Origin of the sequence: Arthrobacter sp. zg.Y820, assembly GCF_030125555.1 — a bacterium.
Lineage (GTDB): Bacteria > Actinomycetota > Actinomycetes > Actinomycetales > Micrococcaceae > Arthrobacter_B.
In genome coordinates, this window is sequence record NZ_JASKLX010000016.1 from 66598 (window position 1) to 92577 (window position 25980).

The 25980-nt window shown below is 65.6% G+C and carries 23 protein-coding genes and 1 pseudogene; 7 read left to right on the forward strand and 17 right to left on the reverse strand.

From position 1 onward, the window contains the following. Nucleotides 1-70 precede the first annotated feature (70 nt). Nucleotides 71-520 (reverse strand): hypothetical protein, encoded by a 450-nt coding sequence (locus QNN99_RS16620; RefSeq protein WP_229968173.1) that lies wholly within the window; start codon nucleotides 518-520, stop codon nucleotides 71-73. Nucleotides 521-709: 189 nt separating this feature from the next. On the opposite strand from QNN99_RS16620, the gene QNN99_RS16625 reads away from it, so the two are divergent. The 3 genes from QNN99_RS16625 (at nucleotide 710) to QNN99_RS16635 (ending at nucleotide 3963) form a co-directional block, all read left to right on the forward strand. Further along, entirely contained in the window at nucleotides 710-1207 is a 498-nt protein-coding gene (locus QNN99_RS16625) for a DUF2975 domain-containing protein (RefSeq protein WP_229968175.1), read from the forward strand. Then, nucleotides 1207-1500 (forward strand): helix-turn-helix domain-containing protein, encoded by a 294-nt coding sequence (locus QNN99_RS16630; RefSeq protein WP_229968177.1) that lies wholly within the window; start codon nucleotides 1207-1209, stop codon nucleotides 1498-1500. Before QNN99_RS16625 ends, QNN99_RS16630 begins: the two co-directional genes overlap by 1 nt. A gap of 66 nt (nucleotides 1501-1566) precedes the next feature. Then, the gene (locus QNN99_RS16635; RefSeq protein ID WP_229968249.1) at nucleotides 1567-3963 is read left to right on the forward strand and encodes a Tex family protein; all 2397 of its coding nucleotides are present in this window, start codon (nucleotides 1567-1569) and stop codon (nucleotides 3961-3963) included. A 55-nt stretch (nucleotides 3964-4018) separates the two neighbouring features. On the opposite strand, the gene QNN99_RS16640 is transcribed toward QNN99_RS16635, so the two are convergent. The 3 genes and pseudogenes from QNN99_RS16640 to QNN99_RS16650 form a co-directional block, all read right to left on the reverse strand. After that, complete coding sequence (locus QNN99_RS16640; RefSeq protein WP_229968179.1) at nucleotides 4019-4309, reverse strand: hypothetical protein; 291 nt, start codon at nucleotides 4307-4309, stop codon at nucleotides 4019-4021. Between the two features lie 36 nt (nucleotides 4310-4345). Next, nucleotides 4346-5032, reverse strand: coding sequence for an HAD family hydrolase (locus tag QNN99_RS16645; protein ID WP_229968181.1), 687 nt, complete (start codon nucleotides 5030-5032; stop codon nucleotides 4346-4348). Between the two features lie 12 nt (nucleotides 5033-5044). After that, nucleotides 5045-5517 (reverse strand): annotated as a pseudogene (locus QNN99_RS16650) (very short patch repair endonuclease). 108 nt (nucleotides 5518-5625) lie between these two features. Between QNN99_RS16650 and QNN99_RS16655 the strand changes: the two are divergent. Beyond that, nucleotides 5626-6612: an asparaginase gene (locus QNN99_RS16655; RefSeq protein WP_229968183.1), complete on the forward strand. Its 987-nt coding sequence runs from the start codon at nucleotides 5626-5628 to the stop codon at nucleotides 6610-6612. A 107-nt stretch (nucleotides 6613-6719) separates the two neighbouring features. Next, entirely contained in the window at nucleotides 6720-6956 is a 237-nt protein-coding gene (locus QNN99_RS16660) for a YegP family protein (RefSeq protein ID WP_229968185.1), read from the forward strand. 63 nt (nucleotides 6957-7019) lie between these two features. Here QNN99_RS16660 and QNN99_RS16665 read toward each other — a convergent pair whose 3' ends face one another. Next, nucleotides 7020-7166, reverse strand: a complete 147-nt coding sequence (locus tag QNN99_RS16665; RefSeq protein WP_229968187.1) for a hypothetical protein — start codon at nucleotides 7164-7166, stop codon at nucleotides 7020-7022. Between the two features lie 264 nt (nucleotides 7167-7430). Between QNN99_RS16665 and QNN99_RS16670 the strand changes: the two genes are divergently transcribed. Next, entirely contained in the window at nucleotides 7431-9101 is a 1671-nt protein-coding gene (locus QNN99_RS16670; RefSeq protein WP_229968190.1) for an FAD-binding dehydrogenase, read from the forward strand. Between the two features lie 183 nt (nucleotides 9102-9284). On the opposite strand, the gene QNN99_RS16675 is transcribed toward QNN99_RS16670, so the two are convergent. From QNN99_RS16675 to uriT (QNN99_RS16700), 6 genes are all read right to left on the reverse strand, one after another. Further along, the gene (locus tag QNN99_RS16675; protein WP_229968192.1) at nucleotides 9285-9827 is read right to left on the reverse strand and encodes a hypothetical protein; all 543 of its coding nucleotides are present in this window, start codon (nucleotides 9825-9827) and stop codon (nucleotides 9285-9287) included. A 223-nt stretch (nucleotides 9828-10050) separates the two neighbouring features. After that, complete coding sequence (locus QNN99_RS16680) at nucleotides 10051-10965, reverse strand: ribokinase (protein WP_229968194.1); 915 nt, start codon at nucleotides 10963-10965, stop codon at nucleotides 10051-10053. A gap of 45 nt (nucleotides 10966-11010) precedes the next feature. Further along, a complete protein-coding gene (gene uriT / locus QNN99_RS16685; RefSeq protein WP_284016155.1) occupies nucleotides 11011-12435 on the reverse strand; it encodes a uridine transporter UriT in 1425 nt (474 codons plus the stop codon). After that, on the reverse strand, nucleotides 12432-13379 hold the full coding sequence (gene uriH, locus QNN99_RS16690) for a uridine-preferring nucleoside hydrolase UriH (protein WP_229968196.1): 948 nt from the start codon (nucleotides 13377-13379) through the stop codon (nucleotides 12432-12434). The genes uriT (QNN99_RS16685) and uriH overlap by 4 nt, the downstream gene beginning before the upstream one ends. A gap of 372 nt (nucleotides 13380-13751) precedes the next feature. After that, nucleotides 13752-14369, reverse strand: a complete 618-nt coding sequence (locus QNN99_RS16695; protein ID WP_229968198.1) for a GNAT family N-acetyltransferase — start codon at nucleotides 14367-14369, stop codon at nucleotides 13752-13754. A 142-nt stretch (nucleotides 14370-14511) separates the two neighbouring features. Continuing rightward, nucleotides 14512-16008 (reverse strand): uridine transporter UriT, encoded by a 1497-nt coding sequence (gene uriT, locus QNN99_RS16700; protein WP_284016156.1) that lies wholly within the window; start codon nucleotides 16006-16008, stop codon nucleotides 14512-14514. A 475-nt stretch (nucleotides 16009-16483) separates the two neighbouring features. Here uriT (QNN99_RS16700) and QNN99_RS16705 point away from each other — a divergent pair, with 475 nt between their 5' ends. After that, nucleotides 16484-17107 carry an FMN reductase gene (locus tag QNN99_RS16705; RefSeq protein ID WP_229968200.1) on the forward strand — a complete coding sequence of 208 codons (624 nt, stop codon included), beginning with the start codon at nucleotides 16484-16486 and terminating at the stop codon, nucleotides 17105-17107. A 104-nt stretch (nucleotides 17108-17211) separates the two neighbouring features. Here the strand turns inward: QNN99_RS16705 and QNN99_RS16710 are convergent, their stop codons facing one another. The 6 genes from QNN99_RS16710 to ppk2 form a co-directional block, all read right to left on the reverse strand. Next, nucleotides 17212-17952: a DUF4166 domain-containing protein gene (locus QNN99_RS16710; protein WP_229968202.1), complete on the reverse strand. Its 741-nt coding sequence runs from the start codon at nucleotides 17950-17952 to the stop codon at nucleotides 17212-17214. 74 nt (nucleotides 17953-18026) lie between these two features. Beyond that, nucleotides 18027-18476, reverse strand: a complete 450-nt coding sequence (locus QNN99_RS16715) for a MarR family winged helix-turn-helix transcriptional regulator (RefSeq protein WP_229968205.1) — start codon at nucleotides 18474-18476, stop codon at nucleotides 18027-18029. Between the two features lie 181 nt (nucleotides 18477-18657). Continuing rightward, nucleotides 18658-18915 (reverse strand): hypothetical protein, encoded by a 258-nt coding sequence (locus QNN99_RS16720; protein ID WP_229968207.1) that lies wholly within the window; start codon nucleotides 18913-18915, stop codon nucleotides 18658-18660. A gap of 235 nt (nucleotides 18916-19150) precedes the next feature. After that, nucleotides 19151-22570, reverse strand: a complete 3420-nt coding sequence (locus tag QNN99_RS16725) for a DEAD/DEAH box helicase (RefSeq protein WP_229968209.1) — start codon at nucleotides 22568-22570, stop codon at nucleotides 19151-19153. A gap of 328 nt (nucleotides 22571-22898) precedes the next feature. Then, the gene (locus tag QNN99_RS16730) at nucleotides 22899-24593 is read right to left on the reverse strand and encodes an HNH endonuclease signature motif containing protein (protein WP_229968211.1); all 1695 of its coding nucleotides are present in this window, start codon (nucleotides 24591-24593) and stop codon (nucleotides 22899-22901) included. A 256-nt stretch (nucleotides 24594-24849) separates the two neighbouring features. Continuing rightward, the gene (gene ppk2 / locus QNN99_RS16735; protein WP_229968213.1) at nucleotides 24850-25872 is read right to left on the reverse strand and encodes a polyphosphate kinase 2; all 1023 of its coding nucleotides are present in this window, start codon (nucleotides 25870-25872) and stop codon (nucleotides 24850-24852) included. Nucleotides 25873-25980 lie beyond the last annotated feature (108 nt).

A 25980-nucleotide genomic window follows, 5' to 3' on the forward strand; every position in this document is an offset into this window, starting at 1 on the left:
CTGCCTCGGCCATGGCCCGGGCAGGCGGTAGCCGGGTACGTCCAGTCGCGTTCCGGAGCCGTGCTTGGAACTACGGTGTGCGGTCCGGGGCCGGCTGGTGTTCGCGCGCTCGGCGGAGTCCCTGCAGAATCAGCAGGGCCGCAGCCGACGCGACCCCGGTCTGCAGCATCGTCGGGGCGGCGTATCCGATGTTCCGCAGTTGAACCGTCAACGGGGGCATGTCGGGCGGGATCTGCTGCCCGGTTTCAGGGTCGACGGAGTAGGAATAGCCAAAAGTTGTTGCGCTCTCAAAGGCGCCACCGATCCACAGGAACCCGATGCCGATCAGAATGCCCGTGAGGATCCACGCCGCCTGAAAGGGTCTGGAACGGCGCGGCGGCCGGATTTCGATGCCCGCCGCGCCGTCGTCGGCCTCCGGGGCGAACCGCTCCTTCTCCCCGCCGGGCGGGCCGCCAACCTCGCGGATCCGCACACTGTCATTCCAGCCCTGCCTTGGGTCCGGTGTTGCGCTGTTGTCCATGTCGGCACCCTAGCCCGGGGCGGGGCCTCCACGCCGCTGCGACGCACCGGAGTGCCAGGTACTCAGCCGGAATCCCTTGCGCTTAGCAGGTACCCCTTGCCCTCCCTCTCGATTATCGATAACTTTTTTCTGTTGCTCAATCGGATCTGTTGCTCAATCGGAGGAGACCGTCATGAGTGAGCTGCTGTCATGGGAAAGCTAACCATCCTCACACTGCGCCTGGTGCTGGCGGCCGTGCTGGCCGGCACCCTGTTTGTGCAGGCCTTCATGGTGCCGCTGCTCGCCATTGACCTGGCAGAAGCGGGCCCCGGCGCCGATGCCGTGCGGATTCCGGTAATTGTTCTGGTCGTCCTGGGCATCATTGCCGTGCAGGTGGTTCTGGTTAGCGTCTGGCGCCTGCTGACCATGGCGCGCCGGGGCACGGTGTTCTCATCAGCGGCCTTCCGTTACGTCGACGTCGTGATCGGCGCGGTTACTGCCGGCGCGCTGCTTCTGTTCGCGCTGGGTATCGTCCTGGCGCCGGGCGAAGGGGTGGCTCCGGGCATTGTCCTGCTGATCGGAGGCGCGGGTCTGGCCGTTGCCGGGGTGGCCCTGATCGTCCTGGTGCTGCGGGCCCTGCTCGCCCAGGCGGTGGCCATCAATGCCGAGGCAACCCAGCTGCGCACCGAACTGGACGAGGTGATCTGATGCCGATCATCGTGGACATCGACGTCATGGTCGCCAAACGCAAGATGCCGGTCGGCGTGCTGGCGGACCGGATCGGCATCACCCCTGCCAACCTGGCGGTCCTGAAGAACGGTCGCGCCAAAGCCGTGCGCTTCACCACGCTCGCGGCGCTGTGCGAAGTGCTCCAGTGCCAGCCCGGTGACCTGCTGCGCTGGGAGCCCGACGAGGGGGAGGACCCCGCGGGCGACGGCGGCGGCGGTGACCTGCGCGGCACGCACCAGCGGGCCATAGTTGACCGAACCCGCAGCAGGTAAGGAACAATTGGCCGGGTGAGTCTTTCCCCGGTACAGCCCAAAGAGTCCAAGTCCTCCAGCCAGGCCATCGAGCGGGTCTGTGCGCAGATCGCCGCGGAGCTCGGCGTGGCCGCCTGGCAGGTGCGTGCCGCCGTCGACCTGCTGGACAGCGGATCCACGGTGCCCTTCATCGCCCGCTACCGCAAGGAAGCCACCGGCACCCTGGACGATACGCAGCTGCGTGAACTCGATGAGCGGCTGCGGTACCTGCGGGAGCTCGAGGAGCGCCGGGTGGCGGTCCGGGAAGCCATCGACAGCCAGGGCAAACTGACGCCGCAGCTCGATGCTGCTATCAGCGCGGCGGACACCAAGTCCCGGCTCGAGGACATTTACCTGCCGTACAAGACCAAACGGCGCACCAAGGCCCAGATTGCGCGCGAGGCAGGTTTGGAACCGCTCGCCGACGCCCTGCTGGCCAATCCTCTGCTCAGCCCGGACCGCGCCGCCGCCGGCTACGTGAACGACGCCGTTCCGGACGCCGCTGAGGCGCTCGCCGGAGCGCGGGCAATCCTGGTGGAACGGGCTGGCCAGGACGCTGACCTGCTCACCGAGCAGCGCGAACGGCTGTGGAAGCAGGGCCGGATGCGCTCTGAGGTCAAGGCCGGCAAGGAGGCCGAAGGCCAGAAGTTCGCCGACTATTTCGACTTTGCCCAGTCGCCCTCGGGCATGCCGTCGCACCGGGTGCTGGCGCTGCTGCGCGGTGAGAAGGAAGGCATCCTGGATCTGGGCCTCGCAGAAGCCGATCCCGCCGACACCGCGGCGCTGGCCGCGGCCCGGCTCAAGTATGAGCGGGCGGTGGCAGCCAGCCTGGGCATCGCAGACCGCGGCCGGCCCGCGGACGCCTGGCTGCTGCAGACCGCGCAGCTGGCATGGCGGCGGATCCTGGCCAAGCTCTCCATCGACCTCCGGGTGCGGCTGTTCACCGAGGCCGAAGCCGAGGCGGTCCGCGTCTTCGCGGCAAACCTGCGCGATGTGTTGCTGGCTGCTCCGGCCGGCAACCGTGCAACGCTGGGCCTGGACCCCGGCCTGCGCACCGGCGTCAAGGTGGCAGTGGTGGACGGCACCGGACAGGCAGTGGCCACCGACACCGTCTATCCGCACGCCCCGGCCCGCAAATGGGATGAAGCGCTGGCCCGGTTGGCGGCCCTGGTGCAGCAGCACCGGGTGGAGCTGATCGCCATCGGCAACGGCACCGCGTCCCGCGAAACCGACAAACTGGCCACCGAGCTGATGCGCCTGCTGCCGGCGGCCGGGCTGCAGAAGCTGGTGGTCTCCGAAGCTGGGGCGTCGGTCTACTCAGCGTCGGCCCTGGCTTCGGCCGAACTGCCGGGAATGGACGTCTCGCTGCGCGGCGCCGTCTCCATCGCCCGCCGGCTGCAGGACCCGCTGGCTGAACTGGTAAAGATCGATCCGAAGTCGATCGGCGTCGGCCAGTACCAGCACGACGTCGGCACGGCGAAACTGGAGCGGTCCCTGAACGCGGTGATTGAGGACTGCGTCAATGCCGTGGGCGTGGACGTCAACACAGCCTCACCGGCGCTGCTGACCCGGGTGGCCGGCGTCGGACCGCTGCTGAGCGAGAACATCGTGGCGTACCGCAACGAAAATGGTCCCTTTGCCCGCCGGGCCGACCTGAAAAAGGTGCCCCGGCTGGGTGCCAAGGCCTTTGAACAGTGCGCCGGTTTCCTGCGGGTGACCGCCGGATCCGAACCGTTGGATGCCTCGAGCGTGCATCCGGAGTCCTACGGCATCGCCCGCCGCATCCTCGCTGCGACCGGAGCCCGGATGAGTCCCGCCGGTGCGGCGCTGGAGAACCTGGATCCGTCGGCGTTCGTGGATGACTCCGCGGGGCTGCCGACCATCCTGGACATCGTGGCGGAGCTGCGCAAACCGGGCCGGGATCCCCGTCCCGCCTTCCGCACGGCGACCTTTTCTGAAGGGGTGGAAAAAATCACCGATCTCCGTGCGGGAATGGTGCTGGACGGGGTGGTCACCAATGTGGCCGCGTTCGGCGCCTTCGTGGACGTCGGGGTGCACCAGGACGGACTGGTGCACATCTCCGCCATGTCCAGCACTTTCATCTCCGACCCGCGCGACGTGGTGAAGTCCGGGCAGGTGGTCAAGGTCAAGGTGCTGGAGGCGGATCCGGAGCGCAAGCGCATCTCCCTGACACTGCGCCTGGACGACGACGCCGCTGCCGCCGCTCCGCGGCCTGCTCGGAACCAGGGACGAAGCGGCGGGAAGCCCGCTGCTGCAGGAGCCCGCGGAAACGACGCCGGAGCGAACACCGGCAAGGGCACGGCTCCCCAGCGCAGCAACAAGGCGGGCACCTCGGTCCCGGGCACCAGCCGCCGTCGTCCGCCGGCAGCTCCGGCCGCGCAGGGGCCGATGGCCGAAGCGCTGCGCCGGGCGGGCCTGGCCTAACCCGTTCAGCGGGCCTCAGCCCTCATCAGCCGCCCTCAGCCGCCCTCAGCCGCCCTCAGCCGTCGGATGACTCCGGCTGATCCAGGGCGTCCTCGGGCGCCGAAGCGCCGTCGTCGTCGGAACCGGAGTCGTTCATACCGGAGTCGTTCGAACCGGAATTGTCGGAACCGGAATGCCCGGCCGGAACAGTCCCGCCGGGGGAGGTGCCCTGGGCTTCACGGATGTTGCCGGCACTGTGTGCGGACTGGCCGGGCCGGCGCGGATCGCCGGTGGGCTCGGGCTGGGGCGCGCTGGGGCCCAGGGGATCGTCCTCGTTGTTGGCGGGGCCGGTGGGTTCAGTGGTCACGGGATGCCTTTCTGCGATGGATCAATCCTCAAAAGCCTAACGGCTGGCCAACTTTCCCAGCAGGGAATTATCCAAGGTGTCGAGCAGCTCGCGGGGGTCGGTCCGGATCTCCTCGGCACCTGCCTCGCGCAGTTCAGCCTCACTGGTGCCGCCGCAGAGCAGGCCAATCGTGGGGATGCCCAAGTCGGCGGCCGCTTTCACGTCCCACACCGAGTCGCCCACAAACACGGTGTCTTCTGCCTTGAGCCCTGCGGAATCGAGCGCTGCCGAAAGGATGTCGGGGCTTGGCTTTGATGCCTCCGCGTCCGCTGAGCTGGTGGCGGCGCTGATGGCCGAGTCGGCATCGATGACTCCGCGCAGCACCTCCAGCTCCGCACCGGAGGCGGAGGAAGCGAGCACCACTGTCAGGTCCTTGCCTGCACAGGCCAGCAGCAGGTCGCGGGCGCCGTCAAAGGAACGCAGGGAAGGCCACCACGTGGAAAAGATGGCCCCATGGGCGGCATCGAGCATTTCATCCTGGTCCTGATCCCGGCCGTCACCGAGCAGATGTTCCACCAGCTTGTCTCCGCCCATACCGATGGCCCGGTGCACCGCGGACATGGGGACATCATGGTCCATTCGGCGAAAGGCCTGCCACCAGGCAACGGCATGCAGATAGTTTGAATCCACCAGGGTTCCGTCGACGTCGAAAAGTACTCCGCGCTTCGCGCTGCTGCTGCCCATGTGTTTCTCCTCCTAGCGGGGGTGCTGGGGTGTGAGGGTGGAATGCCCTGGTTTGAGTCTATTTCGCGGCCCAAGAAATTCGAAGAGCTGCTCCTCCAAGCTCGAGCGATCCTTGAGCTCGCATTCCCACACGGTGAGGGATTCCCATCCGGCAGCAGCGAGGGACTGGATGGCCGAGGCGTCGCGCTGGGCGGTCCGGCTGCGCTTTTGCTCCCAGAATTCGCTGTTGTTCTGCGGTGCGTGCTGGCCGGCGGGGCAGCTGTGAAGATGCCAGAAACAGCCGTTGACAAAAATGACCTTGCGCCGCGACGCGAACACCAGGTCCGGCTTTCCGGGCAGCAGCCTTCCGCCCGCCGCACCGTGCAGGCGGAAACGGTACCCGCGGCATGGAGCAGACGCCGGACCAACAGCTCCGGCTTGGTGTTTTTGCTCCGGATCCGGGACATGTTCAGGCTGCGCTGCTCAGCGCTGACGGTATCGGCCATGAACCCAGTCTAGGCAGGCAGGGGTGCCCGGAAACCCTGCCCCCTAGCCAGCGCCAGCGGCAGCGGCCTACGTTGGCTGGAAAGGCGAGACGGGTGAAGGGTTGGCCAGTGGCATCGATTCGAATTCTCGGCACCGGAGGAACCATCGCGTCCCGCAGCACCGGGGGAGGCGGCCTGGTGGCGTCGGAGCGCATTGAGGAGCTCATCAGTACGCTGTCGCGCAGGCATACGGTGACGGTCCGGGACCTGATGGTCAGCGGAAGCTACCGGCTGCAGCTCTCGGATCTGAGGGTCATTGCGCAGGCTGCGCGGAACGCACTGCTGGATTCCACGGTGGACGGCGTCGTCATTACCCACGGCATCGACACCATGGAGGAAACCGCCTTCCTGCTGGATCTGGTGCATGCGTCGCCCAAACCGGTGGTGTTTACGGGGTCCTCCCGGCCGTTGGACAGCGCCTCCCCGGACGGCCCGCACAACCTCGAGGAGGCCGTGAACGCGGCGGCCTCACCCGACTTGCGGGATACCGGCGTCCTGGTGTCCTTCGGCGGGGTGGTCCGCTCAGCCAGGGGCCTGCGCTATGCCAGTACCCTGGCTGCGAACCCCTTTGCCGGCGGCACCGAGGTGGCCCATTTCATCGGCGACAGCCTGCATGTGACCGCACGCCCGCTCCGTCCGGCTCCGCTGCCGCTGCCAAACGAGGCCTTCGACGCGGCGCGTGTGGAAATCATCGACTGCTCCGTGGGCACCGGAACGGATCTGTTTTCCCATGCCGTCCACGCCGGAGCCGATGCCGTGGTCCTGGCCGGAACGGGGCTGGGCAACGCCGGACCCGGGTTCACCGAAGCGGTACAGGACGCCGTGCGGGCGGGATGCTTCGTTGTCCTGAGTTCCCGGGTGCCGGAGGGACCCGTGATTCCCACCTTCGGTGATGGGGGCGGCATCGACCTGGTCCGGGCCGGGGCACTTCCCGCCGGCGACCTGAAGCCGCCGCAGGCCCGCATCCTCGCGGCGCTGCTCACCTCGCAGCCGGCCACGCCCGAACAGATCCAGCACGTCCTGACTGCCTCACCGGCGGGTTCGAACTCCTCCTGACCGTGCCGCGGAATCGAACCGACCGATTTGTGCACCGGGTGGTCCCGCACCGCTAAGCTGACTTATTATTAACGACACAGGTGGTACCCCTTACAAGGAGGTAAGAGATGTCGGGCTACTTCAAGCTGGTCGACGCTCATGACGGCGCGTTCCGGATCAAGCTCATTTCCGGTGACGGTGCGTTGATGGCGGTATCGGCGATGTTCCCCACCAAGCAGGAGGCAGTTGCAGGCATTGAGCTGATGCGGGAGATTGCCGGCACCGGTCCGGTGGTCGACCAAAGCTCCGACGCCGATGTGCTGGGCGACGCCAGCCGCAATGACGGAAGGGCGCGGACATCCTAAGCGGGTCCATCAGAAAGGCCTTGGGTTCCACTTGGAACGCAAGGCCTTTTTGTTTGTTGACTGCTACTTCTGATCAGTGTCGTCGCCCTCCGCGGCTTCCTGGGCGTGCTGGCGCTGCGACTCGGGCTGTTCCGAGGCATCGCCTTCCGACGGCGCCTCGTTGTGGGTGCGGTCCTTGTCGTCGGCGGCGGGGGTTTCCTTCTCAGTCATGGCTCTTCTCCAGTCAGGTCGGGGTGGACGCCGGGTCTGCGGGCGGGCAGCCCTCTGTTCAGGAGCGGCCCCATAGGCCCAGTTTAGGAAGCGCCGCCCCACGCTGATAGGGGCAACGGCGAAGTGACCCGCGGAAAGGCGAAGAGCCGCCGGAGAACCGTCGGGGAGCACGGCAGCCAGGACGGGCACAGGGCGGCTGCCCGGCGGCCATGCGCCCGGTTTTCGCCCTAGCCAGAGGCCCGAGGGCCGGGTAGCGTGAGCCGGATGCAGCCAAGCGAAGATGCGGACGTCATTGTTGTGGGTGCCGGACTGGCGGGATTGGCGGCCACCGCAGAGCTGATCGACGCCGGCCGCTCGGTCATCCTGGTGGAGCAAGAGGGGGAGGCCAGTCTCGGGGGTCAGGCCTGGTGGTCCTTCGGCGGACTGTTCCTGGTGGACACTCCCGAACAGCGGCGGCTGCGGATCACGGATTCCGTGGCTTTGGCCTGGCAGGACTGGCTGGGCACGGCCGGCTTCGACCGGCCGGAGGACTATTGGCCGCGCCGCTGGGCGGAGGCCTACGTGAACTTCGCCGCCGGAGAGAAGCGCGCCTGGCTGCAGGGGATGGGACACCGCATTTTTCCCGTCGTGGGCTGGGCCGAGCGCGGCGGCTACGGCGCCACGGGCCCGGGCAACTCCGTGCCGCGCTTTCACATCACCTGGGGCACCGGACCGGGGATCACCGCGCCCTTCGAAGCGAAGGTGCGCGACGGCGTCGCCCGCGGACGCGTCCGGCTGGCCTTCCGGCACCGGATGGAAGAACTGACGGTGACCAACGGCGTCGTGACCGGAATCCGCGGCAGCGTGCTGGAGCCGACGACGGCGGCCCGCGGCACCGCGACCAGCCGCACGGCCGTGGGGGAATTCGAGTTCGCGGCCGGTGGCGTCGTGGTCACCACCGGTGGAATCGGCGGCGATCATGCCCTGGTGCGGGCCGCGTGGCCGAAGCGGCTGGGCAGTCCGCCGCGAACCATGCTCAGCGGTGTGCCCGAACATGTGGACGGGCACGGCATCGCCGCCGGCGCAGCGGCCGGCGGGCGCATCATCAACCCGGACCGCATGTGGCATTACGTGGAGGGCATCAAGAACTGGGATCCGGTTTGGGCGAACCACGGAATCCGGATCCTGCCCGGCCCGTCCTCGCTCTGGCTGGACGCGGCGGGAAACCGGCTGCCTGTTCCCCTGTTTCCCGGCTTTGACACGCTGGGCACGCTTGAACACCTGCGTACCACCGGTCATGACTACAGCTGGTTCCTCCTGAACAAGGCGATCATCCGGAAGGAGTTCGCGCTCTCCGGATCGGAACAGAACCCGGACCTCACGGGTAAATCCGTGCGGGATGTTCTGGGACGGGCCACGGCCGGGGTGCCCGGGCCGGTGCAAAACTTCCTGGACCACGGGGAAGACTTCATCACCGCCGGCTCAGTCGAGGAGCTGGTTGCGGGGATGAATGCCCTGTCGAAGGTCTCCACTGAGGGGCGTGCTCCGGTGTTGTCTGCCGCAGCGGTGCGCGAAGAGCTCGAAGCCCGGGACCGGGAAGTTGCGAACCCGTTCAGCAAGGACAGCCAGGTGACGGCCATCCGCGGGGCGCGCAACTATCTGGGTGACCGGCTTATTCGGACAGCGCCGCCGCGTCCGATCCTGGATCCCAAGGCCGGACCGCTGATCGCGGTGCGGCTCTCCGTGCTGACCCGCAAGACGCTGGGCGGGTTGGAAACCGATCTGGACTCACGGGTGCTGGGTGCCGGCGGCGAGCCGGTGCCCGGCCTGTTTGCTGCGGGCGAGGCCGCAGGGTTCGGCGGCGGAGGGATGCACGGCTACCGGTCCCTGGAAGGAACGTTCCTTGGCGGCTGCCTGTTCAGCGGTCGGGCCGCCGGGAGGGCCGCCGGCCGATGAGCGGCGGCTGGTGAGCGGCGGCCGGTGAGCGGCGGCCGGTGAGCCAACTGGTGACCGGCTGGTGGGTGGCTGGGGTTAACAAGGTCGGTGAGTGGCTGCCGACGGCCCGCCCGGTTGTGATCTCGCCGTCGATCAACCGGGCGGGCTGCCTGCGGCTGGCCTTCTGCTGCGGGCCTTACGCTGCTAGCCCTGCGCGAATTTCTTGCTCAACCGATACTGCTTCATCTGGTTGAAGTACGCCGGTGCCGGGTTCAGGTACAGCAGCACGGTGGCCGCAATCGTCAGCAGGGTGGAGACGATGGCCACCAGATTGGCGGCGGAAAGGTCCGTAAAGTTCAGCAGGGAGATCACGGCAAAAACGGTGAGGACAATCCGGGCCCAGTTGTAGCCCTTGCGGATGAAGATGGCTACCAACAAAGTCACCACCGCGCTGATGACGGCAATCACGACCACCAAGATTGTTCCGGCAGCAATGGCGGCATCAAGATCGACGGCGGCACCCTGCGCCTCCAGCTGCCGTTGCGCCGTCGCCCGGGCTTCGGGTGAATTGAGTGCCGCAATGCCAAACGGAACACTGATGATTGAAAGAACCAGCGAGGCAATAAGCAGCCAGAATGAAATGTCCACCTGTTTCGGACGCGCCGGGATGGAGGCGGGCGGGGGAGCACTCTGGCCCCCGGGGTAGGCGTTGTAGTTGAAATTATTGTTCTGCGGTTGTTCGGACATGCTTTCCCCTAAAAGCTGGCTGATACTGCGGCATATTTTTGCCGCATTGTTAGCTACCCTAGCCGGGACGTATCCGGACCGCCTCGATCCCAAGGCGGGGATTCAGCAATAAGCGCCAGGAATCTGGTCCCTAAGGCTGAACTAAACAAACGAGAGGGCCGGAAAAGGCATAAAGCCAATTCCAGCCCTCTCGTTGTCGATCTGCGGGTCCCTTGCTCTGTTCCTAGCGGGTGAGCTCCAGCAGCGCTGTGTAGGAGGATTGCGCACCCGGCAGGGTCGCGGCCAGTGCACCGGCCCGGGCCGCGAACTCTGCGGCGGCGGGCAGCGGATCACCGGCAGCCAGCCGGGCAGCGGTGGCTGCTGTAAAGGCATCCCCGCAGCCGGTGGTGTCCACCGCCGTGACCCGCGTCGGGGCTGCTGCGACAATCCGGTCCGGCCCGGAAACCGTGCCGTCAAGCACGACGGCGCCGTCTCCGCCCAGAGTGATCACGGCCCGGGAGATCCCCAGCCGCGCAAATGCGCCGATGACTGCTTCCCAATCCGCGGCCGGATCGGCCAGACCGGAAACCTGCGCCGCTTCATGGGCATTGACCAGCAGCACATCGGTCAGCGCCAGCAGCTCGGCGGGAACCTCACGGTAGGGCGAGAGGTTCAGCAGCACTGTGGCGCCGGCGTCGTGCCCTGCCTGGGCGGCCGCGACCACGGCTGCCAGCGGAACCTCCAGGCTCAGGCAGAGCACAGCGGCGTCGTCGAACAGGTCTCCCGGAAGCTCGGCGCCGGTGACCGTGCCGTTGGCGCCGGGGGAAACGATGATCGTGTTCTCCCCGGCGGCGTCGACCACAATCATCGCCGTGCCCGTCGCGGTGTCCGGACGGCGCATCACCCGCGAGGCGTCCACTCCGGCGTCCGCCGCAGCCTTCAGCAGGAGATCGCCGTGCCCGTCGGCACCCACGGCGCCGAACAAGCGCACGTCAGCTCCGAGGATTGCAGCTGCAGCGGCCTGGTTGGCGCTTTTCCCGCCCGGAACGATGACCAGTTCCGAGCCGTTGAGGGTTTCTCCGGGGGAGGGGAAGCGATCGGTGCGGACGGTCAGGTCAGCGTTGAGCGACCCTACAACTACAACTTTTCCGGCGGTCATGCGGGGGATTCTCCTTGGGAGGCAGGGATCAGGTGGCGGACGGGATCAGCGGTTGCCGGCGTCGACGGTAACTTCAGCGTCCACCGGCTTGGGGATCAGGAAGGATGCGGCCAGAGCCAAAACCAGGATGACCAGACCGGCAATAATACCGCCGTAGTAGCCTTCGGTGCCGGAGCCGTCCGCAGTGGTGGTGGCTGTCTTGACAGCGTAGATCACTGCGAAGCTCAGGCCCGCACCCAGGTTGAACGCTCCAGCGTTCAGGCCCGGCAGGAAGCCGGGGTTCTCCTTCGGGGAGAGCACGATGCCCAGGCCGTTGAGCATGATGTTGCCGATGCCGGCGTAGGTGATGCCGATCAGCACCGAGACACCCAGCAGGCCCAGCTTGGAATCGCTGCCCACCACCAGAAGCATCAGCGACAGGGCGATGACGGAGCCGATCATGCCGATCCGCAGCACCTTGCCGTATCCCCAACTGGCGGCCAGGCGGCCGGCAAACGGCCCAATGACCAGGCCCGCGATGGCGTAAGGCGTCAGGGTCCACCAGGCGGATTCCTCGGCGCCCAGGCCAAAGCCCACAACGCCGTCCTGCGCGAGGGCCGGGATGATGCCGTTCATGACCGCAAAGACGCCGGTCATGGTTAGCAGGGTGGTCAGCAGCAGGGCCCAGGTGGAGCGCTGCTTGAGCAGATGGGTGGCCACCAGGGGATGGTCGCTGCGGTTTTCCACCTTCCAGAAGACGGCGAAGGTGATGACGGAGATGACGATCAGTCCGGCCACGAGCGCCCAGTTGGCGTCCGCCAGCTTGCCGGCCTCGTTGAAGGCGGTCAGCAGGGAGCCCACCGAGATGACGAGGGGAACAACGCCCACCCAGTCCATCTTTTCCTTTTTCGCGGCCGTGGACTCGGGCGCCAGGAAGATCAGCAGAGCTGAGGCAATGGCGCCGACAATCGCCATGGCCCAGAAGACCGAGGCAAAGCCGTAGTTTTGCGCCAGGTAACCGCCGGCAACGGCATCGACGCCGGCGATGCCGCCGTTGACCGCAGTGATGACACCCATGAGCGTGCCGTACAGCTTCGGCTCGCGGACCTCCACACGCAGCATGATCAGGGCCAGCGGAACCACGGGCCCGGAGACGCCCTGGATCAGGCGCGCGATGAACAGCACTTCGATGCTCGGTGCCAGCGCTGCCACCACGGAGCCGATGGTCAGGACCACGAGCATGCCGCCGAGGACCTTCTTGCGGCCGATGATGTCGCCGAGCCGCGGCAGGAACAGGGAGAACAGGGCTGCGGACGTGAAGAACGCCGTCTGGGTCAGGCCCACGGCAGCGGAGGTCGTGTTCAGTTCCTCTTCGATGGTGACGAGGGCGGGGGAGAGCATGGAGGCGTTCAGCTGGAACGCCACGCAGGCGGCCAGCAGCGCCGTCATCAGTACGGCCACGTTTACGCGGCGCTGGGATGTTTCACTCACAGGTCCACCTCACCAATTCGCTTCAGGGCATCCACGACCAGGTCCCAGAACTTCTGGTGATCCAGGTCGACGGCTACGGAGGTGTTGCAGTCAGCGGGCGCCGGCGCGCGGAAATCCGCCACCGTCATGCCCAGGGTCAGGGTGCCGGTCAGCTCCACGTCCAGCGGAACGCGCTGTGTGGTCATGACCGATCGGTCGATGACGTACGCGACGGCGCACGGGTCGTGGACGGGAGGGAAATCAAAGCCCTGCGCGTCCTTGTAGGCGTGTCCAAAGAATTCGAGGAGTTCCCCGACAAACTTGGCGGGCTTGGTGCCCACCGCGGCGATGCGCTCGGCGACCTCGTCGGTGGCCAGTGCCTGATGCGTCAGGTCCAGGCCGACCATGGTCAGCGGCCACTTCTCGTTGAAGACGATGTGAGCGGCTTCGGGATCGATTTTGATGTTGAACTCGGCCACAGCAGACCAGTTGCCCACGTGGTAGCCGCCGCCCATGAGGACAACTTCCTTCACGCGCTCGGCGATCCGCGGTTCCTTGCGCACGGCCAGGGCGATGTTGGTCAGCCCGCCGGTGGGGACCAGGGTGATGGTTCCGGGGTCGTGGGCCATCACGGTGTCGATGATCAGGTCCACCGCGTGCCGCGGATCCAATTCAATGGCCGGTTCGGGCAACTCGGGGCCGTCCATGCCGGATTCGCCGTGGATGTCAGGGGCGTTTTCAATGGTCCGTACGAGCGGGCGCGCACTGCCTGCAGCGAAGGGAACGTTTGTGATATTTGCAACACGGGCAATTGCCAGCGCGTTGCGGGTCACCTTTTCCAACGTCTGGTTTCCGACGACGGTCGTCACCGCCAGCAGGTCGATCTCCGGGCTGCCGTGGGCCAGCAGCAGGGCGACCGCATCATCATGACCGGGATCGCAGTCCAGGATGATTTTGGTGGGCATTGCATCTCCGCTTCGTTGAGGTTCTAGCTAAGGGACCGCGGGTCCCGGTGGTGCAGTGCCCCGTCCTGGCGGTTCCGTTCCATGGGTCGCAACGATGCGGTACGGTCCGGGCCACGGCGGAGTGCGGCACGCAGCGGAACGGGATCAGGCGGGGGCCGGAAAACGGTACGAAGGGCGGCACTGGCCCCGGAAGGGGCGGGCACTTGCATTAAAGATAGCGACGATTTTTACCTCGCGATTTCCGTGGCTGCCACCCGATCGCGCTGCCGCTGCGGCTGATTTGCGTCCTGCCGGGACGGCGCTTAACCTATGCGCTGCAGCGCTGGTGGCCCGGCGAATCTGCGGCGCCCGGACCTGTCCTTTAAGGATGTCCTATGCGCGGTCCAGCCGGGAAGTCAGGGCGAGCCGAACCGTGGGCCATTCGCTGTTGATAATCGAGAAGACGACGGTGTCGCGCAGCGTCCCGTCGCGCCAAACATCATGGTTGCGCAGCACGCCGTCCTGCTTTGCGCCCAGCCGGGCGATGGCCGCGCGGGACTGGTGGTTGTGCCAATGGGTGCGGAATTCCACCGCGATGCAGTCCAGGTCCTCGAACGCCCGGGTGAGCAGCAGGAGCTTGGCCTCGGTGTTGATCTGTGTGCGCTGGGCGCTGGCCGCCAGCCAGGTGGAGCCGATCTCCAGCCGGCGGTGCTCGGCCCGGATGTTGAGGTATGTGGTCATGCCGCAGACCGCGCCGGTGTCCGTGCGCCGGATGGCCCAGGACACCGCCGACCCTGCCTCATGCTGCGCCAGCCGGGCTTCGACGTCGCGGGCCATCTCCGACGGCGCCGGGATGCGGGTGTACCAGGTGTTCCACAGCTCGCCGTCCCGGACGGCCTCGGCCAGTTCGGGGATGTGAAGGGCGGACAGCGGCTCCAGAATCACGTTCGCGCCCGTGAGCATGACGGATGAGAGGAACGACGGCGGTGCGGAGGCGGGCTGTTCACTCATGGGAACAGCCTAAGCCGGGCACCGCCGTCGGACCGCTGACGAGGCACTCTGTGACGAGGCAGCTGTGAAGGCTGCCCTGCAGTGTCTCGGATGCCAGCGGACTGGGATGCCAGCCGGACGGAATGTCAGCGGACGGAGGGCGTCAGCGGACGGCGGGTGCGGCGTCGGCTGTTGCCGGTGCGGCGGTGCTGTTTTCTCCGGTGTTGATCGCGGCGTCGTTGAGTTCGGCGTCGGAGCTGGCCTCGGCGTCGGCCGGCTTGGGGATCAGGAAGGAAACGGCCAGGGCCAGCGCCAGAATGACTGCGCCGGCAATGATGCCGCCGTAGTAGCCTTCAGTGCCGGAGCCGTCCGCAGTGGTGGTCGCCGTCTGCGCGGCGTAGATCACTGCGAAGCTCAGGCCGGCACCCAGGTTGAACGCTCCAGCGTTCAGGCCCGGCAGGAAGCCGGGGTTCTCCTTCGGGGAGAGCATCACGCCCAGGCCGCTGAGCATGACGTTGCCGATGCCGGCGTAGGTGATGCCGATCAGCACCGAGATGGCCAGGAGGCCCAGGCGGGAATCGCTGTCGACCACCAGGAGCATCAGGGCCAGGGCGATGACGGAGCCGATCGTGCCGATGCGCAGCACCTTGGCGTAGCCCCAGCTGCCCGCGAGGCGGCCGGCAAACGGTCCAATGACCAGACCTGCGAGGGCGTACGGGGTGATGGTCCACCAGGCGGATTCCTCGGCGCCCATGCCGAAGCCAATGACGCCGTCCTGAGCGAGGGCGGGGATGATGCCGTTCATGACGGCGAAGACACCGGTCATGGTCAGCAGGGTGGTCAGCAGCAGGGCCCAGGTGGAGCGCTGCTTGAGCAGATGCGTCGCGATCAGGGGATGGTCGCTGCGGTTTTCCACCTTCCAGAAGACGGCGAACGCGACGGCGGAGATGACGATCAGTCCGGCCACCAGCATCCAGTTGGCTTCCGACAGCTTGCCGGCCTCGTTGAACGCGGTCAACAGGGTGCCCACCGAGATGACCAGCGGAATGACGCCCACCCAGTCCATTTTTTCCTTCTTCACGGCCATCGATTCGGGTGCCGTGGAGATAACCATCGCGGAAGCGATGACGCCGACAACGGCCATGGCCCAGAAGACCGAGGCAAAGCCGTGGTTCTGCGCCAGGTAACCGCCGGCAATGGCGTCGACGCCGGCGATGCCGCCGTTGACCGCGGCGATGACACCCATGAGCGTTCCGAAGCGTTTCGGCTCGCGGACCTCCACGCGCAGCATGATCATGGACAGCGCAACGGTCGGTCCGGAGACACCCTGGATCAGGCGGGCGAGGAACAGTACCTCGACGCTCGGCGCCAGCGCTGCCAGAACGGAGCCGAGGGTCAGGACCACCATCATTCCGGCGAGGACCTTCTTGCGGCCGATGATGTCGCCGAGCCGCGGCAGGAACAGGGAGAACAGGGCCGCGGACGTGAAGAACGCCGTCTGGGTCAGGGCTACGGCCGCAGAGGTGGTGTTCAGTTCCTCTTCGATGGTGACCAGGGCGGGGGAAAGCATTGAGGCGTTCAGCTGGAAGGCCATGCAGGCGGCCAGCAACGCCGTCATCAGCGCGGCCACGTTTACGCGGCGTTGGGTTGTTTCACTCACAGGTCTACCTCACCAATTCGTTTGCGGGCGCAACCAGATTCCAGACGTTCGAGGAATTCAGGTCGACGGCCACGGAAGTCTTGCAGTTCCGGGCACCGGCGCACGGAAATCCGCCACCGCCGTGCCCAGGATCAGAGAGTCGGATAGCTCCCCGCTGAGCGGGAAGCGGTGGACGGCCATCACTGAGATGTTGCGGGGTATCACGGCGGCGGAACCAGAATGAATCGGGGCCGGCAAACGAAAACCACGGCAGCACTGACCCCCGAAAGGGGTCTACAGAGATGGGCACTGCGTTAACGATATCGGCGTTTGAAGCCGCGATTTTTCCGGAAGGTTTTCCGCTCAACGGCTCGGGGGAGCTGATTTGCCTGCAGGGTGCCGCAGCTCTATGATTTGCATCCCACGGGAATAACCGGCAGTCCCAGGGCGGTTGATGTAAATGCAAACGCATGCAACAACCGAGGAGGTCGCCGAAATGGCGGATCGCAGGATCGTAGTCGTTACCGCTGGGCTGGGAGTCCCGTCGTCGAGCCGGATGCTGGCCGATCAGTTGGCAGGGGCCGCGCGTCAGGCTTTCGAAACGTCCGGTGCCCGGGCTTCGGTGAGCACGTTCGAACTGCGCGAGTACGCAGTGGACATCGCCAACACCATGGTGGCCGGCTACGCACCGCCAAAGTTGGACGCCCTCATCGCGGCGGTCAGCGAGGCTGATGCCCTCATCGCCGTGACTCCGGTGTTCACCGCTTCCATGAGCGGCCTGTTCAAGTCATTCTTCGACGTCATCGACAACACTGCGCTCGACGGCAAGCCCGTGATCCTCGGTGCGACCGGCGGCAGTGCCCGGCACTCCATGGTCCTGGACTACGCGATGCGGCCGATGTTCAGCTATCTGCGCGCCAGGGCCACGCCGACTGCGGTGTATGCGGCTCCGGAGGACTGGGGATCCGGGGATGCTGAGACGGCGACGCTGGATTCTCGCGTCCGCCGGGCAGCCTCCGAGCTCGTTGCGCTGTTCGGGGAACAGCAGCCAGCAGCGCGTCCCGACCCGCTGGTTTCGCTGCCGTTTGAGCAGTTGCTGGCCCAGACCCAGCGGGGGTAGGTTCGGGCAGTCGGACAGTCGGACAGTCGGACAGTCGGACAGTCGGGCAGTCGGGCAGTTCGGGCAGCCCGGATGCAGCGGCGCTGCAAGGCGTTATCGGACGCTTAGTCCCTGATGTCCTCCCGCTGCGGCTTGAGATGCAGAGGAACGTCCGCCGCGGTCACGGCGGGGAAGTCGCAGGTGAATTCTCCGCGATAGCCGAACAGGAATCCAAACAGCGGGTTCCTCACCTGCAGCTGGATGGTGAAGACCCGGCGGGAATCGTCGAACGACTCGTACAGATCCGCGCTGCCGGTCAGGAACGCGGGCACGGTGAAGCTGGCCGGGCCCTCGTGAAAGCGCAGAGCTGTCGACCGCAGGTGCAGCGACCCGTCGTCGCGCACGTTTAGCTTCAGATCGGTGGCCAGGTGCTGGTGGGTGCCCAGATAGTCGACGACGGCACCGCGGGCCGGGCTGTAGACCATTGTGGCGTCGAACCGCCGGCGCCTGCCGGGGCGGACTTCAAGGGTGCGGACAAAGGTGACCGTGGGCCGGCCGAAACCGTCGATGTAGGGATAGTTCTCCACGGTGAACGGGACATTTATCCCGCGGTCGGGAAAGAGGATGTTGCGGAACGCACCGAATCTCAGGAACGGCACGGTCCACCACGCGCCGCGGCGGACCTCGGTAAAGACACCGCGGCCTAAGCAGGCGTAGCCGCCGGACGGATCCACGCCGAAACGGCGCTGGAGCATCGGATGCAACCGGTCGAAGTCGGTGCCCAGCGCCTGCCGGAAGATGGACGCCTTCACGCCGGCAGCGCCGAGTGTCTCCACATAAATCTGCCTCGCAGCTCGGCTCGCCATGCCGGAATCCTAACCCGACGGCGGCCTGTGGGGAGCCTGCGGCGCCGACGCGGGACGCGGGAGCTGAAAAGCACTCAGGACGGGACCGGCGGCTGTTCTTTCGTGTCGTCCCATCCGAGGTTGGTGGCCATGCGCTGCAGCACTGCAACGAGTGCCATGTATTCGTCCTCCGAGACGTTCTCCGTGAGTTGTTCCCGGATGCGCTCGACGGCGCCGCGCAGGTTTTCCAAGCTGCGGCGCCCCAGATCGGTCAGCTGGTACTCGTCCTCTTCCAACGCCACCCAGCCGCTTTCGCGCAGTTCTTCAATCAGCTCCACCGAGGTGCCGGTCTCCACGACGGGAAAGTAGGGCCTCAGGCCGTCGGTCAGCTGCTTCTCGGAAGCGGGACCGTCGGTCAGCAGATTCATCATCTGCCACTGCCTCCGGGTGACGCCGTGTTCTTCGAAACTGGCTCCAAATTGGTCATCAACCAGTTGGTCCACGAGTTTGAGCCAGAATCCGATGGGACGTTCGTCAGTAGCCATCACCCCACTGTACAAATCAATTCCGGTTCACGGAATGGGCAATCCGGGTTCACTGAACGATTCGAATTCCTGCGGGAACCCCTGGTATTCCGGGAGCACTGTCTCGGATCCGGAACTGCTGTGTCGGATCGGGAACTGCTGTGTCGGATCCTGAACCGCGGCGCCGGACCGGGAACTACTGTCAGATCCGGGCGCGCATGCCGCAGCGCGGGCAGGGGGCGGAACGGGCGAGGTCCACGCACACAGCGCAGAGGGGCAGCTGGCCGTTGTCATCCCGCAGGGGACGGTTCGGCATCGACTTTCCACAGTATGGTCTGGGCCGTTGCGCATGGTGCATCGCCCGGCGCTTGCAGGGCGTGCAGAAAACATGCACGAGATCATCTTCATCCTTGACGGTCACATCCTGTGGATGGATGAGGGTTGATTCCTGGGTGCTCATAGTCCTTTCCCGATGACGGCGGGTCCTGACTCCCAGATTAATCGTGTCGGGAACCGGTCCGGGGTCGTGGGAACACCGTTCTCGCCCGTCATGGCGCGGATTCTGGAGGCTGCGAGCGGGAGCAGGCGTGCGGAAATTCATACCGGGCGGTCTCGCATCAGCGTTAGCCGGTGAGCCGGCGTCAGCGGGTGAGTCAGCGCCAGCGGGTGAGCCGGCGCCAGCGGGTGAGCCGGCGTCAGTCGAGCAGGGACCGGATGTCCTCCGCAGTGAGCGCGGAGCTGAACACGGCGTCGTCGTCCATCACCGAACTGAACAGTTTTGCCTTCTGCTCCTTCAGCGCCATCACCTTTTCCTCGATGGTTCCGCGGGCCACCATCCGGTAGACCATGACGTTGCGGGTTTGTCCGATCCGGTGCGTGCGGTCCACGGCCTGGGATTCGGCGGCCGGATTCCACCACGGATCGAGCAGGAACACGTAGTCAGCCTCGGTCAGGTTCAGGCCGAAACCACCGGCCTTGAGGCTGATGAGGAACACTGGCGCCTCGCCGTCCTTGAAGGAGTTGATGACGGCACCGCGGTCCCGGGTGGAGCCGTCCAGATAGGCATAGGGGATGCCGGCCGCATCCAGCCGCTCGGCAGCCTTCTTGAGGAAGGAGGTGAACTGGCTGAAGATCAGGGCGCGGTGGCCTTCCGCGGTGACGTCTTCGAGCTGTTCGAAGAGGGCATCGAGTTTGGCCGAGGGCACTCCGGCGTAGTCGTCGTCCACCAGCGAGGCGTCAAGGCTCAACATCCGCAGCAGGGTCAGGGAACGGAACACGATCATCCGGTTCCGGTCCAGGTCCTTGATCAGGCCCAGCAGCTTCTGCCGCTCGCGCTGCAGATGCATCTCGTAGATCTTGCGATGCTTCGGGCTCAACTCGACTTCCAGGACCTGCTCCTGCTTTTCGGGCAGGTCCTTGGCCACGGCTTCCTTGGTGCGCCGCATCAGGAGGGGCCTGATGCGGCGGCGCATCCGGGCGAGCAGCTTGGAGTCTTCGCCGCGTTCAATGGGGCGCTGGTATTCCTCAATGAACTTCCGGGCCGACGGAAACAGGCCCGGCGCCACAATGGCGAACAGGCTCCACAGCTCCAGCAGGTTGTTTTCCATCGGTGTGCCGGTAATCGCCAGCTTGAACGGTGCCTTCAGGTCGCGGGCGCACTGATGGGCGCGGGTGGTTCGGTTTTTGACGAACTGCGCCTCGTCGAGGATCAGCCCGTCCCACTCCAAATCGCGGTAGGAGGCAAAATCCAGCCGGAACACCGCATAGGAGGTGATCACAAGGTCGACGTCAGCGGTCAGCTCCGCCAGCGGCACCTTGGATTTAGCGGTGGTGTCGGGAATGGCAACAGTGCGCAGGCCCGGGGTGAAGCGGGCCGCTTCGGAGAGCCAATTGGGCACCACCGAGGTGGGTGCCACCACGAGGAAGGGGCGGCGGGGTGCGGGGGTGGCTGTGGCCGTGGCACCGGTGGAAGTGGTGGCACCCGTGGCACTCGTGGCACTCGGGGAGGCGTCGGCGCCCGACGCCGGGACGCCGTCGTCGTGCTTCGCTGTCTGTTCCCGGGCGTGGGCCAGCAGTGCCAGCGTTTGCAGGGTCTTGCCCAGGCCCATGTCATCAGCCAGGATTCCCCCGAGCCCGTGTTTCCAGAGGAAGGCCAGCCAGTTGTAGCCCTCCGTCTGGTAGGGGCGAAGCTCAGCGTGCAGTCCGGCCGGCAGCGTAACCTGTGCCACGGAATCCAGTTCCAGCAACCCGGTGACCGAGGCGCGCCACGCGGCTGCCTGCTCGGTCTCCTCCGCCAGTTCCTCCAGCTCCGACCACAGCCCGGCCTGATATCTGCTGATGGACAGTTCGCCGGTTTCCCACTCCTGCAGCCCCTCAGTTTCCTCAAGCAGTGCGTGGAGCTGGGCGAATTCGGGCCGGTCCAGCGACAAGTAGGTGCGGTCGGGGAGCAGGAGTTTGGTCTTGCCCTGGGAGAGGGCCTTGAAAACCTCTGCGAACGGCACGAGCCGGCCGTCCACGGTGATCATGATGCCGAGGTCGAACCAGTCGCGGCGCTCGGTCTCCACCGTGGTGATCCGCAGCTCCGGAACGCTGGTCAGCTCGCGGTAGTCGGGGCGCTCGCCGATGACGTCCACCCGGACGCCGTCGACCTTTTCGATTTTGGGCAGCAGGTATTCAGTGAACTCTGCGGTGTCGATGCCCGAGTATGAGCGGCTGCGGGGCACCGATCCGAGGACCTTGCCGACGGCGGTGAGCAGATCCGCTTCGGAGACCATGTCGCGGTAGCCTGCCGCCGGATCCGCTCGGGTGCCCAGCGGGATGCGCGTGATGTCGTCTCCCTGCCGGTACTCCCATTCCCAATCCAGGAACAGCGAGTCATCAGGCTGGAAGGACGCGGTGAGCACCAGCAGGGGCGGGGAAATCTCGGGGAATTCAACCGAGTTGTCGCTGCTGGTCACTGGCAGGACCTGGCGGAGCTTGGGATAGAACTTCTCCAAAAACACCGGGGCGTCATCTTCGGGGATCAGAACGGGTGCACCCTTGAGCAGGAGGCCCTTGTCCTGGTCGGTGAGCGGACGGGCTGTGGGCGCCAGCGTGATGACGTTTTCCGGGCTGCGCACATAAATGCCGTGTCCGGCAATGAGACCGGCGGCATCCGTGGGAAAGGGCTGGCCGTCAATTTTCAGTACCGGCAGCAGCTGCAGCGGAGCCGAGGTGCCCGGTTCCGTGGCCCGGACATCGAGTGACAACGCCGCCCGTTGCCCCAGCTGGACCGTTGTGTCTTTCTTGGTGCCAACAAATTCCACGCCAATCCGCCGGGCCTCTTCGAGCAGCTGCCACAGGAGCGGATTGGAGAAGTCGTCCAGGTACAGCCAGGAATCGTTCTGGCCGAAGTAGCTCACCCCGTTCGAGCGGTGCAGGGCGGGGAACTGCGAAAACCAGCGGTGCTGCTCCGGATTCAGCTTCAAACCATAGGTCTGGTAGGAAATGTTGCTCCAGGCCAGATTGTTTTTCACCCAGTTGCCCTTGGTATTGCGGACCACGGGGCGCACTCCCAGCCGGAACGAGGTGGCCCGGTGTGCGCTGCGGGGTGCCGGTGCTCCCCAGCGGGCGCTCATTCCGGCGTCGGACGTCCGCACCTCAAACTGCAGGGCCAGCGGAGTGGCTGCCGCCGGGGTGCTGCCGGTCAGGGCCTCAAGGTCGGCGTCGATCAATGTCTGCAGCGACTCCTGCCACGCCGGGACCGTTGGTTTGCCCGGTGTGCCGCCCGAGCCCGGCGTGCCGGGGCGGATGAATTCCTGCCGCGCCAGCAAATGGTCGGTATTGCTTTGGAGCGCGACGGCGGCCACGTGCTTGCAGTCGAAGCCCACCGGGCAGCTGCAGTGGTTGTCCAGCAGCCGGTAGTCGCCCTGCCGCTTTTCGCCCAACTGCAGCATTATCCGATACGGAACGGAGGAGTGTCCGCGGACTTTTGCCCGGAGCACTTCGGCCTGCGGATCCCATTCCAGTGTGTCCACCGCGCCGCCCTTGGCGTACGTCTGTCCGCGTTGGAAGGCCGCGCCGCCCACGACGCGGATGATGTCGGTGACATCGATGAGAGGCGGGGAGGAAGGCATGAATTTATCGTCTCACGCACTCCCGACACTTCCGCGACGGGTGTCCTGAAGACAGATGAGCATCCGTATCCAGGCGTGTTCCTGCAAAGCGGCGCGAATCTCGCTAGCATCGTGGACAGCGCAGATCACAATGGCGTGGTCTGCGTCTTCCCTCGGTTCCGAGCGGTTCCGAGAAGTGGGCTTCGTTCGAGAGCGTTGGAATCGTGAGGCATGGCTTCGCTGCCGAACCGCGACCCGTTCCTGAAGGGCTGGCGCCTATGGAAGCGGGGAAGGTCTGGCACGTATGGAAGCCGTGAAGGGCTGACGCCTATGGAAGCGGGTGGGGCGTCTAGAAGGGCGGCGGGTTGTCTCCGTAGCCGTCTGGATCATCTGGAGCACTTGGAGCACTTGGAGCACTCGGATCGCCGGGGGCGCTTGGAGCACCGGCATCATTGGCCCGTGATGGATCAATGCCCGCCGCGTCGCCTCCGCCATTCGCCTGGCCACCATTCGCCTTGATACCCGCTTGCAGTCCGCTGGCACCATCACAGGTTTCCTGAGAGCCCTTACCGGTTTCCCGGGACAGGCTCAGTTGCGGTTCGGTGCGGTAACACCTGCCGCCCGGTGAGGTCCACTCAATCACCCCGGGACGAGGCTGCCTGGCTTTCCAGAACCCTTCGGTTTTGAACATGTGATGCCGCCGGCACAAATGCTCCAGATTGTCATGATCAGTCGGCCCGCCCTGAGCCCACGGTTTGGTGTGGTCGATCTCGGAAATTACCGCGTTGGTCCGGCAGCCCGGGAACCGGCAGGTTCCGTCCCGCACCCGCAAAACCCGCTTCAATCCATCGGGAACCTTCCGCCGTTTCCCGACCCGCAGGATCTCTTCGGTGTCCGGATCGCGTTCCACCGGTGTCCATTTCATGGCCTCGCGGGCCATCCGCCGAGCCGTTACGGGACTGATCGGCCCATATCCGTTCAGTTCCGCCGGCTGATCATCGGCACCGAAGAGGGTTTCAGCATTGATCAGCACCAGAATCTCCGTCCGCGCCCGGGGACCATGGCCAATACGACAGGACCCGAACCCCTTGCCGGAACCGGAACCCTTACCTTCACTGCTGGCACCCCTGCCGGAGCCGGATCCCTTACGACGGCCCTTACCCTTCTTGCCCCCGGCACCCGTGCCACCACCGTTTCTGCACTCGTCCCCGCACTCATGCTCGTGGCCGCCCAACAGATCCGCGAGGATGTCCGTGCGCAACTGATCCACCGTGCGTGTGTCCCCGGCGGCCTGCTCTCCCCGGGCCGCAACACTGAGCTGAGTAAAGATTGCTTGGGCTTTCTCGGCCGGCAGTAACGCCGAGATCCAGGACATCCCGTCCGGCTCCGGCCGCACCCACACCGTCCGCTGCTCAAACGCCGTCGCCTGCCGCTGCACAATGGTTTCCGGATAATACTTCTCCCGCAACCGGTGCGCCTTCACCCGGAACTGGGTTCTGGTCTGGCCCGCCGCCATCCCCAGCAACTCCGCCTCGAACCCGGGCAACTCAGCCGGCACCACGCCCACACACTGCTCCACCAGGGTCTCCGCATGCCCGTAACTGATCTGTCCGGACTCCAACGCCTTCAGGGTGGCCGTGTTCCTGGTGCAGAGATCACCGGCCTGACTCATCAACGCCTTTCCCGTGCCGGCGGGAACTCCCAGAATGGTTGCGGCTTCCTCCGCGGCGAGGCTGAACGCCATCTCCGCGTCCCGCAACCCGGTAACGGATAGCGTCTCGTCCTCGTAGACCGTCTGCAGCCGGGACAGGACCCGAGCCTGCTGCGCCTGCACCCACCGCGACAAATGATTGAGCCGGGCCAACACCGTCCCGGTTTGCTCCTCAGTCAACGACTCCACATTCTGCAGGACCAGAGACCCGGTCAACCCATCACCCGGATCACTGCCGGCCACCCCGGGCTCGGCGACAAAGACGAACCGGCTGCGAGCTGCAGCGTCATCGCCAGTGCCGGGAGTCCCGGTCGAAGATCCGTTCTGATCCATGACTAAAGACTTTCACCCGGCACTGACATTCCTGGTTCGAGAAGCCCCAAAACAGCCCCAAAACAGCCCAAAACAGGCCCTTTTTCGGACTCTCAAATACTCGACTTTTGAGAAGAATTACTTGGCCTCAAAACCCGCCGGAAATGCCCGCCGCAAGCCCGCCCGCAAGCCGACCCGCAAGCCCGCCGTAAGCCCGGCCCCTCCGATGTCAGAGGGCGGAGGGTATTGCCGGGGTTCGCACTGCAGAGAAAAGCGGTCAGCCCTTGGGCTTCACCACGGGGAACCGGCCGCTGGGCTCTTCCCCCTCTTCGAAGTGGCTGGCTGCCGGACCCACGATCAGCGGATCCGGCGCATGCACCAGGGTCGTGTTCTTGTTGGGATAGTCGACTGAATGAAGGACCTGACGCATGGCCTCGAGCCGCGCCCGTTTCTTGTCGTTGGACTTCACCACCGTCCAAGGGGCATCACCGGTATCGGTGTAGAAGAACATGGCTTCCTTGGCTTCGGTGTAGTCATCCCACTTGTCGAGGCTGGCCAGGTCGGTGGGGGAGAGCTTCCACTGTTTCACCGGATCTGTTTCGCGGGCCGCGAATCGTGCCAACTGTTCGGCCCGCCCCACCGAAAACCAGAGTTTCGTCAGCAGCACGCCCGAGTTCACCAGCATCCGCTCCAACTCGGGTACCTCTCGCATGAACTCCAAGTACTGGGCTGGTGTGCAGTACCCCATGACGCGTTCGACTCCGGCCCGGTTGTACCAGGAACGGTCCATCATGACGATCTCGCCGCCGCTGGGCAGCCTCGCCACGTACCGCTGGAAATACCACTGGGTGCGTTCACCGTCGGTGGGCTTCTCCAACGCAACGATCCGTGCGCCGCGGGGGTTGAGATGTTCGTTGAAGCGCTTGATCGAACCGCCTTTACCGGCGGCATCGCGGCCTTCGAAGATGATGAGCATTTTCTGTCCGGTCTCCTTGACCCAGAGCTGCATCTTCAAAAGCTCGATCTGCAGGGCACGTTTTTGCTTCTCGTAGCTGCGCCGGGACAGCTTCGTATCGTAGGGGTAATTGTGCCGCCAAGCGTCGTCGTCGGCCTTTTCCTTGGGTTTTTTGGACTTGATTTTCAGTTCGCGCATTTCATCAAGTTCTTGGGCGTAGTCCTCCGCCACAGCGACCCTCTTGGTTTCGTCCGAGGGTTTGACGTCGCCGGCTGCCTTCACAGCGACGGGCTGTTCGGCGACCTTGTTGTCGGCGTTGATCGTCGTGGACTTATTCGTAACCATTGCATCTCCCTGCGCGGACGGTAAGTAACGAATCTACGTCCCGGCGACGGGGCAGGGAAGGGGTTTCACTGACCGGGCCAAGCACAGGGAGGACCGGCGACCAGCTTC